This is a genomic window from Pandoraea sp. LA3 (genome assembly GCF_022696215.1).
Lineage (GTDB): Bacteria > Pseudomonadota > Gammaproteobacteria > Burkholderiales > Burkholderiaceae > Pandoraea > Pandoraea capi.
This window is the reverse complement of sequence record NZ_PTPY01000036.1, coordinates 184,824-200,278: the sequence shown is the minus strand read 5'-3', so window position 1 is coordinate 200,278 and position 15,455 is coordinate 184,824. Positions and strand designations below refer to the sequence as shown.

12 protein-coding genes are annotated in these 15,455 nt (G+C 62.2%); 9 read left to right on the top strand and 3 right to left on the bottom strand.

Annotation, left to right across the window (positions count from 1 at the left end; translation table 11 throughout):
* Positions 1–163: 163 nt before the first annotated feature.
* Both C5N93_RS19385 and C5N93_RS19380 read left to right on the top strand, forming a co-directional pair.
* Positions 164–1,729, top strand: a complete 1,566-nt coding sequence (locus C5N93_RS19385; protein WP_242560540.1) for a DHA2 family efflux MFS transporter permease subunit — start codon at positions 164–166, stop codon at positions 1,727–1,729.
* 277 nt (positions 1,730–2,006) lie between these two features.
* Entirely contained in the window at positions 2,007–2,954 is a 948-nt protein-coding gene (locus C5N93_RS19380) for a DedA family protein/thiosulfate sulfurtransferase GlpE (RefSeq protein WP_242560539.1), read from the top strand.
* Positions 2,955–3,033: 79 nt separating this feature from the next.
* Here the strand turns inward: C5N93_RS19380 and C5N93_RS19375 are convergent, their stop codons facing one another.
* Complete coding sequence (locus C5N93_RS19375) at positions 3,034–3,489, bottom strand: MarR family transcriptional regulator (protein WP_242560538.1); 456 nt, start codon at positions 3,487–3,489, stop codon at positions 3,034–3,036.
* 651 nt (positions 3,490–4,140) lie between these two features.
* On the opposite strand from C5N93_RS19375, the gene C5N93_RS19370 reads away from it, so the two are divergent.
* From C5N93_RS19370 to C5N93_RS19345, 6 genes are all read left to right on the top strand, one after another.
* Positions 4,141–5,850: a ClcB-like voltage-gated chloride channel protein gene (locus C5N93_RS19370; RefSeq protein ID WP_242560919.1), complete on the top strand. Its 1,710-nt coding sequence runs from the start codon at positions 4,141–4,143 to the stop codon at positions 5,848–5,850.
* Positions 5,847–7,865, top strand: coding sequence for a bifunctional tRNA (5-methylaminomethyl-2-thiouridine)(34)-methyltransferase MnmD/FAD-dependent 5-carboxymethylaminomethyl-2-thiouridine(34) oxidoreductase MnmC (gene mnmC, locus C5N93_RS19365; RefSeq protein WP_242560537.1), 2,019 nt, complete (start codon positions 5,847–5,849; stop codon positions 7,863–7,865). Before C5N93_RS19370 ends, mnmC begins: the two co-directional genes overlap by 4 nt.
* 538 nt (positions 7,866–8,403) lie before the next feature.
* Positions 8,404–9,609: a cation:proton antiporter gene (locus C5N93_RS19360; RefSeq protein ID WP_150720625.1), complete on the top strand. Its 1,206-nt coding sequence runs from the start codon at positions 8,404–8,406 to the stop codon at positions 9,607–9,609.
* Positions 9,610–9,612: 3 nt separating this feature from the next.
* Positions 9,613–10,746 (top strand): YbdK family carboxylate-amine ligase, encoded by a 1,134-nt coding sequence (locus C5N93_RS19355; RefSeq protein WP_242560536.1) that lies wholly within the window; start codon positions 9,613–9,615, stop codon positions 10,744–10,746.
* 1,435 nt (positions 10,747–12,181) lie between these two features.
* Complete coding sequence (locus C5N93_RS19350; RefSeq protein ID WP_069341077.1) at positions 12,182–12,823, top strand: MarR family winged helix-turn-helix transcriptional regulator; 642 nt, start codon at positions 12,182–12,184, stop codon at positions 12,821–12,823.
* Positions 12,824–12,996: 173 nt separating this feature from the next.
* A complete protein-coding gene (locus C5N93_RS19345) occupies positions 12,997–13,449 on the top strand; it encodes an SET domain-containing protein-lysine N-methyltransferase (RefSeq protein ID WP_069341078.1) in 453 nt (150 codons plus the stop codon).
* 31 nt (positions 13,450–13,480) lie between these two features.
* Here the strand turns inward: C5N93_RS19345 and C5N93_RS19340 are convergent, their stop codons facing one another.
* Entirely contained in the window at positions 13,481–13,786 is a 306-nt protein-coding gene (locus C5N93_RS19340; protein WP_150720623.1) for a 4a-hydroxytetrahydrobiopterin dehydratase, read from the bottom strand.
* 187 nt (positions 13,787–13,973) lie between these two features.
* Positions 13,974–14,819, bottom strand: coding sequence for a phenylalanine 4-monooxygenase (gene phhA / locus C5N93_RS19335; protein WP_242560535.1), 846 nt, complete (start codon positions 14,817–14,819; stop codon positions 13,974–13,976).
* 141 nt (positions 14,820–14,960) lie between these two features.
* Here phhA and C5N93_RS19330 point away from each other — a divergent pair, with 141 nt between their 5' ends.
* Positions 14,961–15,455, top strand: coding sequence for an Lrp/AsnC family transcriptional regulator (locus C5N93_RS19330; RefSeq protein WP_069341081.1), 495 nt, complete (start codon positions 14,961–14,963; stop codon positions 15,453–15,455).

Genomic DNA, 15,455 nt, shown 5'->3' with positions numbered 1-15,455 from the left:
AGACGTGACGAGTTGCGAGACAGTTACGAGCGCTTCCTGACGATTTAGAGACTCGCTTCCAAACCCGCGTCGCACAACGCGCGGGATGTGCGGCACCATCCGGGAAAGACATCGATCGTGCGGCGCCACGGGCGCCGGCCGTCATTTCAGGGAGACGCATCACATGGCAGACGCTGCCACCGCAACCTCCGCCGCCGCGCCGACCGGCGCGCCGCTCACCGGCGGGCGACTGGCCATCCTGACCGTCGGGCTCGCGCTCGGCACGTTCATGGAGGTGCTCGACACCTCCATCGCGAACGTTGCCGTGCCGACCATCGCCGGGAGTGTCGGCGTCTCGAACAGTCAGGGGACGTGGGTGATCAGCTCCTACGCGGTGGCCGCCGCCATCGCCGTGCCGCTGACCGGATGGCTGGCAAGGCGCGTGGGCGAAGCGAAACTGTTCGTGCTTTCTGTCACGGCCTTCACGATTGCGTCGATGCTGTGCGGCCTCGCGCCCAACATGGAGTCGCTCGTCTTCTTCCGTCTGCTGCAAGGGCTCGTGTCCGGCCCGATGGTGCCGCTCTCGCAGACCATTCTGCTGCGCAGTTTCCCCGAGAAGAAACGCGGGCTGGCGCTTGGCCTATGGGCGATGACGGTGATCGTCGCGCCGATTTTCGGTCCTGTGGTCGGCGGCTGGATCACGGACAACTACACGTGGCCCTGGATCTTCTACATCAACGTGCCCGTCGGCCTGTTCTCGGCAATCTCATGCTTCCTCCTGCTGCGCGGTCATGAAACGAAGACGCAGAAGCTGCCCATCGATCTGATCGGACTCGCGTTGCTGGCCATCGGCGTCGGCTCGTTGCAGATGATGCTCGACCTCGGCAAGGACCGCGACTGGTTCAACAACAGTCTGATCGTCACGCTCGCGCTCACCGCCGCGATCTGCCTGTCGTTCCTGATCCTGTGGGAGCTGACGTCGGACAAGCCGATCGTCGACCTCACGCTCTTCAAGGATCGCAACTTTGCGCTCGGCGTCGTGGTGATTTCGTTCGGCTTCATGACGTTCTTCGCCTCGGTGGTGATCTTCCCGCTATGGCTGCAAACGGTGATGGACTACACCGCCGGCAAGGCCGGGCTGGCGACAGCGCCCGTGGGTCTGCTGGCGCTCGTGCTGTCGCCGATCATCGGGCAAAACATGAACCGGCTGAATTTGCGGGCGGTGGCGTCGTTCGCGTTCTTCGTCTTTGCCGGGGTGTCATTCTGGAACTCGCATTTCGCGCTGAATCTGTCGTTTGCGAAGGTCATCGAGCCACGGCTGGTGCAAGGCATCGGTATCGCCTGCTTCTTCGTGCCGGTCACGACCATCACGCTCTCCAGCATCTCGGACGACCGTCTTGCGGCCGCCTCCGGCCTGTCGAACTTCTTCCGTACGCTTTCCGGCGCCATCGGCACGGCGGTCAGCACGACAATGTGGGAGGACCGCGCCATCTACCATCACGCGCGGCTCGCCGAACACGTCACCCCGTATTCGGATGCCACGACGAGCTACCTCGATCAGTTGCGCCAGGGGTTGGGGCTGGCGAACGGCGCCGATCTCGGCATGCTCAATGATCTGGTGACACGCCAGTCCTTCATGCTGGCGACGAACGACATCTTCCATTTGTCGGGGTATGTTTTCCTCGCGATGGCCGCGCTGGTCTGGCTGACCCGGCCGAAGCGGGGGGCGTCGGCGGCGATGGGGCACTGATGGCGCGTCAATGACAGGCTGAACGCTCGCCGGCTGCCGCTTGTGCTCGGGTGATTGCTGCCACGTAGGCCATGGAATCACGCGCTATCGGGACGATTGCAGCAGGTCGCCGTCGCTTTTGAGGCGATCGTTCCAGAAAAGCAACAATACTTTTCGGCTTCACGGCTTCTGGCCGTCACAGCCCGGCAGTAACATGCAACTTTGCGCGCCGACTGGCGCGCATTCGTCGTCTGCGGCCGCGCTTCGGCCAACCCTCATCCGCCAACAGGTACCCGGCATGTTGTTCGATATGATCGCCCGCTTCGGGCTCTGGCTCGTCTTCCTGAATATCTTCGGACAGGCGCTGGGGCTGCCGCTGCCGGCCTATCCCACGCTCATCGTGACGGCATCGACGTCGCTGTTCTCGCCGCTGCTGATCATCGCCCTCGCGGTCTTCGCCGCATTGCTCGGCGACGCGCTCTGGTTTCTCGCCGGACGTCGCTACGGTCACCACATCCTGCGTCTGATGTGCCGTCTGTCCATCTCGCCGGACACCTGTGTGAGCCGCACGGAAGGGGCGATCGGACGTCACGGCGTGCGCGTGCTGATGTTTGCCCGTTTCGTGCCGGGGCTTTCCGCGCTGTCGGTGCCGATGGCCGGGGCGCTCGGCGTGTCGTGGCGCACCTTCCTGCTGTACGACGCCATTGGCGCGGTGCTCTGGTCGGGTGTCGCCGTGGCGCTCGGCGTGGGCTTCGCGTCGCACATCGTGGCCGTGCTCGATGCGTTCGACACGCTCGGTCGCGGCGTGCTGTGGCTGGTGGTGCTGGTCTTCGCACTGTACCTGCTCAATCGCTGGCTGAACCGTTACCGCCTGCTGCGTTCGCTGCGCATGGCCCGTATCGGCGTACAGACGCTCGAAGGCTGGATGAAGGACGAGATCACGCCGGTCGTAATCGACGTGCGCTCCGCCGCACGCCGCGCCGTCGATCCCTTCACGATTCCGGGGGCGCTGGCCATCGAGCCGGACGAAATCACCGAGAAACTGCGGGATATCCCTCGCGATCGCCGCATCGTGGTGTTCTGTGCCTGTCCCAACGAGGTGACGGCCGCGAAACTGGCCCAGCAACTGCGTCAGCAGGGGTTTGCGGAAGTGCGTCCGCTGCTCGGCGGACTGGATGCCTGGCGTGATGCCGGTTACACCGTGGAGAAAATCGACGGGATGGAAATGCTCATGCCCGCACACTGAGTTTTCGACGATGGCGCATTAGATTGCGCACAACTAAATGACGCGCGCTTTTCCGTACGGAAGCGCGCGTTTTCTTTTTTCAGACGTCGGTGAGCGTATCGCGCAATTGCAACAACAGGTTGCGAAGCGTCTTTTGCGCGGTATCGGATTGCCCCGTGGCGACCTGAATTTGCGCCGGCACCTGACGCGCCTCACGACGCAGACTCACGCCACGCGGCGTCAGGTCGATGAACACCTGACGTTCGTCCTCTTCGCCACGACGCCGCGTCAAAAGTCCCATGATTTCCAGTCTTTTCAGCAACGGCGTGAGCGTGCCCGAGTCGAGACCGAGACGCGCGCCCAACTGATTGACGGCGATGTCGTCCTGCTCCCAGAGCACGACCATGGCGAGGTATTGTGAGTAGGTCAGACCCAGTCGGTCGAGCATCGGCTTGTGGGCCTTTGTCATCGCCAGCGATGCCGAGTACAACGCGAAGCCCAGTTGATCTTCCAGACGCACGGGCGATTTTTGTGCGGCCTTTTTGCTAACTGCCATTCGGGTATTACGCTTGAGTTCCAATTCGATTGCGCGCCATTCTATTTCACCGCGTGGAATGTGACCAGCGATGTGATGGGGCATTGAAGATGTCCATGAGGGGCCGGGCAGGCGATGACTCGCAATACCCAAGGCCGGAAGGGCGCACCGTCACTGGGTTCGTGTCGGCGGATGGGCAAATCGGGGGAGTACAGGCGTTAGGCCGCCAGACAGGGCCATGGAGAGCCATGCCATCAGCGGCCTCGCTGAAGGCCGCGCATGCGCCAAAGCGCCAAAAAGCCCTCTCACAAACTCGCTTCAGGCCTCGAAATTTACCTTTATCTGAATCATGTTCAGAAATTGGCCGTCGCCCGGCCCCGTTTGAAAGGTCCGCAAAATCCATCGGACGTGAAAAATCGGGGCAATCCGGAAAGGCCAAAATCGATCACGGATCGACGACACCCAATCGACATCGAGCGATGCGCCGAAACGGCACCGATACCCTGACGAAAAATGCTTTACCTGAGCATTATTCAGTTTCCACGGTCAATTTGATCGTCCGGCGGTGCGCTTTCAAAAAAAGGCGTCGGTCGATACCATGAGGCCCACTACGACAACAACCGCCTCCTATCCGTGTCAGCCGTGTCCGCCTGGGCCAAATTGCCCGTCGTCGTGTGGGTGCGACGTCAATTCGCGCCGAACACCTTGCAAATCACGTTGCTGCTGGCCGGCATCGTCGGACTGCTGGGGGCGTTGGCGACCGTCGCGTTCCGTGAGGCGCTCTCGGGTCTGCAATTTCTGCTCGCCGGACACCACAGCGGCATGGTCGAGCTGGCGCAGGACCTCAACTGGTGGCAGCGTCTGCTGCTGCCGACCGCCGGCGGGCTCGTCGCCGGCCTGATTCTTCAGTACGCCTCGCTGTGGGTGCCCAAGAAGGGCTCCGACGACTATATGGAGGCGATCGCCATCGGCACGGGCGTGCTCAGTCTGCGGCAAACGCTCGTCAAGAGTCTGTCGTCGCTGTGCTCGGTCGCTTCCGGAGCATCGATCGGCCGGGAAGGGCCGATGGTGCAGCTCGCCGCGATGTTCGCCTCACTCGTCGGACGCATCCTGGCGTTCCCGCCCGAGCGCCTGCGTCTGCTGGTCGCTTGCGGCGCCACGGCCGGTATCACGTCGGCCTACAACGCGCCGATCGCGGGCGCGTTGTTCATCTCCGAGATCGTCTACGGCTCCATTTCGACGGCAACGCTCGGGCCGCTGGTCGTCGCGTCGGTCATCGCCAACATCGTCATCCGCCAGTTCCTCGGCTACGACGCGGTCTATCAAATGCCGCGCTTCGACTTCGTCTCCGGCTGGGAAGTCCTGTTCTACATGGGCCTCGGCGTGCTGGCCGGCGTGCTCGCACCGTTGTTCCTGCGCCTGCTCGACACCGCCAAGGCGCGCTTCGGGGCCTTGCCCATCCCGCTGTTCCTGCGGCTCGCGCTCGGCGGCCTGATCGTGGGCGTGCTCTCGTTGCAGGTGCCGCAGGTCTGGGGCAACGGCTACAGCGTGGTGAACTCGATCCTGCACACGCATTGGGCCTGGCAGGCGCTCGCAATGGTGCTGGTGTTCAAGGTGCTGGCGACGGCGTCGTCCGCCGGGTCCGGGGGGGTCGGCGGGGTCTTCACGCCCACGCTCTTCGTCGGCGCCGCGCTCGGCAGTCTTTACGGCATCGCGATGAACGCGCTTGCCCCGGCAACGGCGTCGGTGGCGAGCAGTTACGCGGTCGTCGGTATGGGGGCGTTTCTTGCGGCCACGACGTACGCCCCCCTGATGTCGATTCTGATGATCTTCGAGATGACGCTGAGTTATCAGGTCGTCCTGCCGCTCATGCTGGCCTGCGTGACCGCCTATCTGACGGCGCACACGCTGCGCGCCGACTCGGTCTACGCGAAGTCGCTGCGTCGCAATCAGGTGGCTGGCCGCTGGTTGTCGATGACGGGCGAGGGCAGCGAGATGCGGCTCTCGTCGCTAGCCGTGGATAACGACAATAACGATGCCGTCGTGAGCGCCGCCGACAGCTCGGATGCCATTGGCGAGCGCTTCGTCGACACCGGCTACCGCAACCTTGTGGTGCGCGCGCAGGATGGCCGCCTGATCGGCACGCTCGACGCCGCCAGTTGGTGGCGACGTCAGGCGACAGGCAAACCGGAACTTTGGACGGAGATCGTCACGCCCTGCAAGGCGCTCGACGGCGACATGGCGCTGGTCAGCGCGTTGCGCTCGGTGGGCAAGATGCACGCCGACTGGGTGCCCGTGACGGGCGCCGACGGCGAGTGGCTGGGCGTGGTGTCACTGCCGGGGCTGATCGAAATCGTCACCGAAGAGCGGGGAAGCGAATGAGCCGCCGTCCGGGCAGTGTCCCGATCACACCGGCGCAACCGTCCACGACGGAAGACGGCACCCCGTATTCAGACGCCTTCGAAGACGTCTATCACAGCACGGGCGGTGCGCTCGGCCAGGCGCGGTACGTCTTTCTCGGTGGCAATGGCTTGCCTGAGCGCTGGCGGGGGCGCGAGCAATTCGTGATCGTCGAGACCGGTTTCGGTCTGGGCCTGAATTTCCTCGCGACGTGGGCGGCCTGGCGCGACGATCCCCAACGTCCCGCCCGGCTGCACTTCGTGTCCGTGGAGAAATATCCGTTCCGTCCGCTGGATCTGCGCCGCACGCTCGAACCGATGCTCGTGCAGCCCGGCATGACGGAACTCGCGCCGCTGGTGCAACGGCTGTGCGAAGTATGGCCTTTGCCGGTTGCCGGCTGGCACCGGCTGGACCTCGCCCCGGGCGTGGTGCTGAGCGTGGGGTTCGGCGACGCGACCGATCTGCTGCCGTCGCTGCGCGTGGGGGCGGACGCCTTCTATCTCGACGGCTTCTCCCCGTCACGGAACCCCGACATCTGGACGCTGGAGATCTTCAAGTCGCTCGGTCGGCTGGCGCGCGATGGAGCGACGCTGGCGACGTACACCGCCGTCGGACAGGTCCGTCGCGATCTGATCGCCGCGGGCTTTCAGGTCATCCGTCATCACGGGTACGGGCCAAAACGCTCGATGCTCGCCGGACCCTATGCGCCGCCGTACCGCATGCGCCGTTACGATCCGCCTGCTGCCCGCACGCCACGGGCGCAGCACACGCGTGAAGCGATCGTCGTCGGTGCGGGGATGGCCGGGGCAGCGATGGCGCGACGCCTCATCGCACGCGGCTGGCGCGTTCGGCTCTTCGAGCGGGCGCAAGCCCCGGGGACGGCGGCGTCAGGCAATCCCGCAGGCGTCTTCCATCCGCAACTCTCGGCCGATGACAACGTGCTGTCGCGCCTGACGCGCGCCGGTTTCCTCTACGCGCTCTCGCAATGGCGAACGCTCCCGGGCGGCCTGCCCGGACACGCCGACGGCCTGCTTCAGGTCGCCACGTCCGACACCGAGGCGCAGGCGTTGCAGCAGGTCATGGAAGCGCACGCGTATCCGGAGGCGTATGCGAAGTGGGTCGACGTGGCGCAGGCGTCGGCGCTCGCCGGGGAAACGTTGGCCCACGGGGGGGTGTGGTATCCGGAAGGCGGCTGGCTCGCCCCGGCCATGTTGTGCCGCGCCGAGCTGGTGGCGTCAGGGCCGTCGCTGGACGCGCGCTATGGTGTGAGCGTCGAACGGCTGGCGCGACGTGAGGACGGCCGCTGGACGGCGTTCGACGACACCGGACGCGAACTGACCACCGCCGATGTGGCGATCGTGACCGCGGCCGACCTCTCGCAAAAGCTGCTGGCGCCGTACCTCGACCCGACGTACATGCCGGTCAGACGGGTTCGCGGGCAACTGACGTTCCTTCCGCCCGACGCGCTGCCCGAGCTTCGTGTGCCGGTTTGTGGCGACGGTTATGTCGCGCCATCGCTGCTGGGCGGCGCCGGGCCCATCACCGGGGCGACCTACGGATTCGATGATCCCGCCGAGGAGATCCGTCTAGCCGATCATCAGGCCAACCTGCGTCGGCTAGCCGCCTTGCTGCCCGCACACGCAGCGGCCTTTGGCGACGGTGGACTGGCCAGTGAGAGTGCCGCCGCCGAGTTGGGCGGACGCACGGCCTTCAGGGCACTCGTCCCGGATCGTCTGCCGATGGCCGGGCAACTGCCGGATGTCGCGGCCATCGAGCCGCTGCGGCGACGTCTGTCCGGGGGGCATCTGCGGGATCTGCCACGGCTGGACGGCCTGTACGCCAGCTTTGCGTTCGGCTCTCGCGGACTGGTGTTCGCGTCGCTGTGTGCGGAGCTCGTCGCCAGCCAGATCGAAGGCGAACCGTGGCCGATCGGTAGCGATCTGGCCGACGCCATCGATCCGGCACGCTATCTCATGCAGGCGCTGCGCAAGGCCTGAGACACATTAGGCGCCGAATGCCCGGGATGGCGTTGTCTCCAAGTTCAGCGGCCGTCTGGCTACGCTCTCGCCAGGATCGTCAGATGAAACCCCGTTCAGCCCGTTATTCGCGCCCCGTCGGAGCGGTAGCGCTGCGGCTCAACACGTCCATTTTCTGAAAATGGTGGACCGTCTCGATAAATCGAATCTGACCCTATAGCGGTGCAAAGCCCGCCCCATGCGGGGGCGGCGCGCCCTGCCGGCGCTTGCCCCCGTACTTTCTGGCTACCCCCGGCATTATCAAGTGCTCGAAGACTGTCGACGTCCCGGGTTGGCAGCGACAGGAACTGCCTTCCCGCGACGTACTCCCCCGACATGCCCGTACGGCGGGCCTCCGGCCATCTCGACGACCGTTTGAAGGGCGTAAAAACCGAGTGTGGCAAAATGACCCCAACCCTTCGGGTCCGTCGCGCATTTGTCCTTCATCTGCAACCCCGCGCGCGACTTTCTTTCCTTTTCACCACTTGATGCGCCGTCAAGCGGCGCAAAGCGAGCATTAATGACGTCGGAACTGTCCCTTTTTCCGGGCTGGCCGCCGGCGCCCGATCCCGTTTTCTTCGCCGGGCTGGCATTGGTATTTGCCGGTCTCGCCGGGGAAATCTGTTTCCGGAGACTGCGCCTGCCGCGCATCACCGGTTACGCCGTGGTCGGGCTGGTCGGTGGCACCCTGGGTCTGTCTTCCATGCTGGACGCGCAAACGAGCGCGGCCATCCGGCTGCTGATCGACCTGGCGCTTGGCCTGCTGCTGTTCGAACTGGGCAGCCGCCTGAACCTGAAATGGATGCGGGCCAATCCCTGGATCATCGTCACGAGTGCGCTGGAAGCTTTGCTCACGTTCATCGCGGTCTACGCGGTCTTGCGTGTCTTCAGCGTGTCGCCGCTCACGGCGGTCCTCATCGCGTCCATCAGCATGGCGACGTCGCCTGCGGTCGTGATCCAGTTGAAGAACGAGTTGCGTGCCGAGGGGCAGGTGACGGAGCGTCTGCTGGCGCTCGCGGCGCTCAATAGCGTGTACGCGGTCGTGGCCGTCAAGCTGGTCTACGGCTGGATGCACCAGGCCTATCACTCCAGCTTCTGGGTCGTGCTGTTCCACCCGCTCTACCTGCTCATCGGCTCGATCGTGCTGGCGTTCGTGCTGGCCAAGGCCTGCAACCTGGTCTTTCGCAAGTTCGGCAGCCAGGACCACCACGCCTTCGTGATGCTCATCGGGCTGATCATGCTGATGGTCGCGCTGGTGCACATGCTCAAGCTGCCGAACTCGCTCACGCTGCTGCTCGCCGGGATCATCTTCCGGAATCTGGATGAGCGCCCGCAACTGTGGCCGGCGTACTTCGGCACGGCCGGATGGCTGCTCGCCGTGGTGCTGTTCGTGCTGACGTCGCTGGCGTTTCAATGGGAATACCTGGTACTCGGCGGGTTGGCGGCGCTGGCGATCATCATCGTTCGCGGCGTAGCCAAGGTCGTGGGCACGGTGGCCGTCGCCCATCAGGCCGGTATCAGTTACAAGCAGGCCGTCGCGCTCGGATTGTCGTTGTGCCCGATGGCCAGTCTCGCGTTCGTACTCGTTGCCGACACGTACGACATCTATCCGCAGTTCGATCCGATGCTCAAGGCCGTGGTGATGTGCACCATCGCGTTGCTGCAACTGGCCGGCCCGCTGGTGGTCTATTGGGCATTGGCCCTTGTCGGTGAACGGAAGGATTAAGCCATGTCATTAGAAGCATTCGTTCCCTCAAAGCCCTGCACCTTCGGGGTAGAGCTGGAAATGCAGATCGTCAATCGTCACGATTACGATCTGACCAAAGCGGCGGCTGACGTCATGCGTCTGGTCGCCAAGGAGTCGCATCCGGGTGATATCAAGCCGGAAATGACAGAAAGCATGATCGAGCTATCGACCGACATCTGTCATCACCACAGCGACGCCGTCTCCCAGCTCACGCGCGTGCGCGACGTGCTCGTGGCCGCGAGCGAGCAGCTCAACGTCGGGTTGTGTGGGGGCGGTACCCACGCATTTCAGCGCTGGAGCGAGCGGACGATCTACGATTCCCCGCGCTTTCACTTTCTGTCCGAACTCTATGGCTACCTGGCCAAGCAGTTCACCGTTTTCGGCCAGCACGTTCACATCGGTTGCCCCGATCCGGACAGCGCGTTGTACCTCCTGCACGCCATGTCGCGTTACATCCCCCATTTCATCGCGCTGTCGGCCTCGTCGCCGTACGTGCAGGGGGTGGACACCGGCTTCCACTCAGCCCGTCTGAACTCCGTTTTCGCCTTCCCGCTGTCGGGTCGTGCACCTTTCGTGCTCAAGTGGTCGGATTTCGAGACGTATTTCGACAAGATGGTGAAGACCGGCGTTGTCGAGAGCATGAAGGACTTCTACTGGGATATTCGTCCTAAACCGGGTTTTGGGACGATCGAGGTCCGGGTGATGGATACCCCCTTGTCAGTAGGTCGCGCGGCCGCTATCGCCTGTTATATCCAGTCTCTGGCCCACTATCTGCTCAACGAGCGTCCGTTCGAGCTCAGTGAAGACGATTATCTGGTCTACACGTTCAACCGCTTCGAAGCCTGCCGGTTCGGTCTGGAAGGCGCTTACGTGGATCCGCAGACCGGTGAGCGGTCGATGCTCGGCGATCACATTACCAAGACGCTCGAGCTCATTAAACCGCATGCGGCGGCGCTTGAAGCCGAAGGTGCATGCGAGGAGATTCGCCAGTTGGTGGCGTCCGGTAAAAACGATGCCGTGTGGCTGCGTGAGGTTCATGCAGACGCCAAATCGCTCAACGAGATGGTCCGGCAGCAATGCCTGCGATGGGCAGCACCCCCTGAACGTGCTTTGTAGCCCGATACCGGTCGTTAGGCGATCGGTGTGACGAAACCCCGCCAAGGCGGGGTTTTTTCTTGCCTGGAGGGTTTGTGTCGCGCGTTCCCGGATGCGGTCGTCTGTGGTGACGCCGTGGGGGCGGCTGTGCGGCACACCACAGGATTCGCATCCGGTTAGTGCCGCCCTCGCGGGCAAAGCCCTACGAGAGGCTTATCCCGAGGTCGTCAGTGGGACCGATCACGCATCGCAAGCGCTGCGTTTTCCACTGTTCAGGACGACAGGGTTTTGCCGTTTTTGCGCCGCTCGTAGCAAGGTTTTAAGGTTTTAATAGGTTTACTGTATGTATACATAGTAGTAGTTAACAAAGGCAGCCAACTCCTGTGGATAACCACAGTTAACGTTGTGTAAACAGGAAGTTGCCGGATTGAGAACTGGATGGACAAACAGCGGGTATCCGAAGAACAACTCTGAACAGATTTTGACCCCTGTGGAAAGATTCGCGACTTATCCCGAACCCATGCACAACTAGTCCGATAACTTATCCAGAAAGTTATCCACAGGCGCCTAAATATTGTGCAATACACCCTCGAAAACACGGTTTTGTGGATAATTTTGACGTTCTCGGACTGGTTGACCGGTTCGCGGCTACAATCGCGCCACGTTGTTTTCCCGACCTGCCGTACGTGGTGCAAGAAGTGAATGATGTTGGTTTTGCTGACCGTAACGAGCGACATCGTCCGTACCGTCAAATTTCTCAATTCGCGAGTCTCGAAGCGGCTGCTTTCGGACTCGCCGATCAGTTCTTTCCCTTTTTTCTCACGCGATGCGACTGCCGACGACTGACGACCGGCGGTTGTGTTTCAAATCATTTGCGTTCTGTCCGAAACGCAGGGTGGTCTGCGAGCATTCGTCGCATCGCTCGAAACGCGCGGATGTCTCGAATATCAAGAGATTTTCATTGGGGACGTAACGGGGACGTTGCGCTCGCGAAATGCATCGCTAAGGGCTACGAGCCGCGTCGGATGAGGCTTTGCGAGACAGTTGAGAATTGGTGCGGGGTACGACGCGCTTCGATACGCCGCGATGCGTTACACCAATTCAGTGAGCGGTGTAATTCGCATGGGATGCGAAATGATTTTTTCGGTGCGTCGCTTCGCCGCGCAAGTGCACAGGACACCAATATTTTGTAAACATCATGAGTAGGATTTGGGAGATCAGTACAAGAACTGATACGCCAAAATTAAACTCAGAACACACAATGGAATCGTGGTGGGGCGGCGCGTTCAACAGCGACTCGCCGTCGAGTATCGACACGGAAGTAGCTTAGGGTTTCCCCCGGGCGGGGCGCCAAAATATACGATGCACAAGGTAGAGACGTGTGATGCACCGCCCGTGAGTTCATTTGACAAGCTGTTTTATCGACGTATAGTTTTTAGAAATCCTAACGAAAATCATGGCTACCCCGACCCCACTTGATGAAGCGCTCTCCAAACGCGTAACGGCAGGTTTGTTGCGCATGGGAACTGCGTTACGGAGCCACGCCTGGGAAGGCGCGGCACTGTCTGGATTGACGCCGACGCAGGGTGAGATTCTCACGCTCCTGCTCATGCGCGGCGTGCCGATGCGATTGGGCGAGATCGCGGAAGACGCCGCCCTGACATCGGCCACGGTCAGTGAGGCCGTGAGTACGCTCGAGAGCAAGGGACTCGTCGAAAAGCGCCGGGACGCCAACGACGGTCGTGCGCTGGCGCTGCGTCTGACCGCGAAAGGCCGCACGTCCGCCAAGCGGGCATCGCAATGGGCGAGCTTCGTGACGACGGCCGCAGATCTGCTGAGCGAAAAAGATCGGGCTCAGCTGTACCGCATGCTCGTCAAGCTCATCTCCACGGCGGAAATCCGCGGTGATATGCCACAGCAGCGCATGTGTCTGACGTGCGAGCACTTCGAGATGTCGGCGCGTGGCAAAGGCACCTATCACTGCAATCATTTCAACACCACGTACGACGATTCGCGACTCGCGCTCGATTGCAATGCGCATGTCGAAGCGTCAATCGCCACGCGCAACAAAGTCTGGAAGCTCTACAGCAAGAGCTGAGCGACGGGTTGGCATCGGCACGCTCGGGCATGATGCCCGAGCGGCGCGAATCAGGGGGAGAACGTCATCCGCGACCGGGTGACGTTTTTTTTCGTCAGGGGCTGTCACGCACATGACCGTCGCGTGCCTGTACACTGCGCTTTTTTGCATCCACGAAACCTCATCGCATAGAGATGGCAGCCAAGCGCAGAATCGAAGTCAGGAAGTCAGGCGTCCACGGAAAGGGTGTGTATGCGATCAAGCGACTCAAGAAAGGGGATCGCGTGATCGAGTACAAGGGCGAGATCATTTCGTGGCGCGAGGCGTTGCGTCGCCATCCGCACGATCCGGATCATCCGACGCACACCTTTTATTTCAGCCTGGAAGACGGCCGCTGTATCGACGGCAAGGTCGACGGCAACAATGCACGCTGGATCAACCACGCCTGCGCGCCGAACTGCGAGGCGCGGGAGGAAGGGGAGCGCGTCTACATCTATGCGATGCGCGATATTGAAGCGGGCGAAGAACTGTTTTACGACTACGGTCTGGTGATCGACGCCCGCTACACCAAAAAGCTCAAACGCGAATACGCCTGCCACTGTGGCAGCAAGGCCTGTCGCGGCACGCTGCTCGCGCCGAAGCGCTGAGCGCGTGAGGGAAGGAACGCGACAGGAAGGATCAGCGCGACGTCCGGTCGCCGGCAAACTGGTCGATGGCCAGTGCCAGCTTGACGTCGCGCTCGGTCAGGCCTTCGGCATCATGGGTCGATAGGGTGATGTCCACGCGGTTGTAGACGTTGAACCACTCCGGGTGATGGTCCATCTTTTCCGCTTTGAGCGCGACTTGCGTCATGAAGCCGAACGCTTCGTTGAAGTCGTGAAACGTGAAGCTGCGCTGGATGGCGTCGCGGCCGACCACCTGGTGCCACTCGGGCAGCACTTCGGTCAGCGTGGCGCGTTCCTCGGATGTGAGTCGTGTTGTCATGGCATTCCTTTCAAGGCACTGTGAGACTCGACCATTGTTCCACAGGCTGGCGGTGCACGTGTGTAAGCGCTTTCCGATAGCGCGTGCCAAACTGGAAAAAGTACGTTCAGGCGCTGTCGAGGGTGCGCTGAATACGGGCGATGGACGTTTTTGGAGGCGATGACCCGGAACGCTCCGGGCCATGCCATCATGCCGGCAGCAGAATCCGCGCGTCGTCTGGCCGACGCGCGTTGGCCTCGAACGACGGCTGTGCGGCAAACGCCTTGAACAGTGCCGGCAGATCGGCACGCATGGCGTCGAACAACTGAGCAAAGTCGTCGATCACGAAGTACGTCTGCTGGAAGGTGTCGATGCGGTATTGCGTGCGCAGCACCCGTTCGAGCGAGAACCCGATGCGATTCGGCTCGCGCGACGTCAGCGAGAATTCGGTTTCGCCCCGGCTCGAGACGATGCCCGCGCCATAAATGCGAAGCCCGTCGCCGTCGCGCATCAAACCGAATTCGACGGTGTACCAGTACAGGCGCGCCAGCAGCGGCAGCGCGCCGAGCGATTGCGCGAGCGTGCCGGCTTTGCCGTACGCTTGCATGAAGTCGGCAAACACCGGATTGGCAAGCAGCGGCACGTGACCGAACACGTCGTGGAAGCAGTCGGGTTCCTGAAGGTAATCGAGCTGGTCGGGGCGACGCATCCACCATGTGGCCGGGAAACGCCGATTGGCGAGGTGATCGAAGAAGACGTCATCCGGCACGAGTCCGGGTACCGCTACGACCTGCCAGCCGGTTGCCGCCATCAGTTTTTCGTTCAGGCGTTCGAACTCGGGCACACGACGCGCGTCCATGTCCAGAGCACGAATGCCATCCATGAAAGCATCGCAGACGCGGCCTGGCAACATGGCCGTCTGGCGTTCGTAGAGCTGCTGCCACACCGCGTGATCCACCGCGCCGTACTGTTCGACGGGTTGATCGATGGTGAAGTCGGGGCGGGTCGAGAGACCTGCGTCGAATTGCTCCTGGAGCATGGCGGTAAGGGACATGATACGAACGACTCAATCAAGCGATGACAATGTTTGAAAGTGTATTGCGCATGTCACGCGAAATGGGCGCATAATGCGCCTGTGGTGAAAGTCGTTTGCATAAATTTCGCATAAAAATGTGATTTATTGCGGAGAATCGTCATGCTTGATCTGGATAGCTTCGATTTGGCCCTTCTGGACGCCTTGCAGAAGGAAGGACGGGCCACCCATCATCAGTTGGCGGAGCATGTGGCGTTGTCGGCGTCGCAGATCGGTCGACGCCTGCAACGGCTCGAAGCCGCAGGGGTCATCGAGGGGTATCGCGTGGTATTGCGGCCCGAGGCGCTGGGCCTGGCGGTAACGGCTTTCACGACGCTGCGCTTGCAGCACCATGGCGATCAGGTCATCGAGCGATTCCAGGCAGAAATCGATCTGCTGCCCGAGGTGCTCGAATGTCACGCGGTGGTCGGCGAGGCCGATTACCTGCTGAGGATCGTCGTTCCGGATCTGAACGCCTTGTCGGCATTCGTCATGAAGCGGCTGATGCAGGTGCCGGGCGTAGAGAACGTGCGCTCGAACATCGTGCTGAGCGCCTTCAAGCGCAGCAACGCGTTGCCGCTGAGCTACCTGTCGAACAACCGGCCGGCGCAGCGCTGA

Excerpts from the sequence above, each read along its gene's own strand:
- phhA (WP_242560535.1), bottom strand. The coding sequence starts at position 14,819 with ATGTCCCTTACCGCCATGCTCCAGGAGCAATTCGACGCAGGTCTCTCG.
- C5N93_RS19375 (WP_242560538.1), bottom strand. The coding sequence starts at position 3,489 with ATGGCAGTTAGCAAAAAGGCCGCACAAAAATCGCCCGTGCGTCTGGAA.
- C5N93_RS19345 (WP_069341078.1), top strand. The coding sequence starts at position 12,997 with ATGGCAGCCAAGCGCAGAATCGAAGTCAGGAAGTCAGGCGTCCACGGA.
- C5N93_RS19330 (WP_069341081.1), top strand. The coding sequence starts at position 14,961 with ATGCTTGATCTGGATAGCTTCGATTTGGCCCTTCTGGACGCCTTGCAG.
- mnmC (WP_242560537.1), top strand. The coding sequence starts at position 5,847 with ATGAGCCGCCGTCCGGGCAGTGTCCCGATCACACCGGCGCAACCGTCC.
- C5N93_RS19360 (WP_150720625.1), top strand. The coding sequence starts at position 8,404 with ATGACGTCGGAACTGTCCCTTTTTCCGGGCTGGCCGCCGGCGCCCGAT.
- C5N93_RS19385 (WP_242560540.1), top strand. The coding sequence starts at position 164 with ATGGCAGACGCTGCCACCGCAACCTCCGCCGCCGCGCCGACCGGCGCG.
- C5N93_RS19350 (WP_069341077.1), top strand. The coding sequence starts at position 12,182 with ATGGCTACCCCGACCCCACTTGATGAAGCGCTCTCCAAACGCGTAACG.
- C5N93_RS19380 (WP_242560539.1), top strand. The coding sequence starts at position 2,007 with ATGTTGTTCGATATGATCGCCCGCTTCGGGCTCTGGCTCGTCTTCCTG.
- C5N93_RS19355 (WP_242560536.1), top strand. The coding sequence starts at position 9,613 with ATGTCATTAGAAGCATTCGTTCCCTCAAAGCCCTGCACCTTCGGGGTA.
- C5N93_RS19340 (WP_150720623.1), bottom strand. The coding sequence starts at position 13,786 with ATGACAACACGACTCACATCCGAGGAACGCGCCACGCTGACCGAAGTG.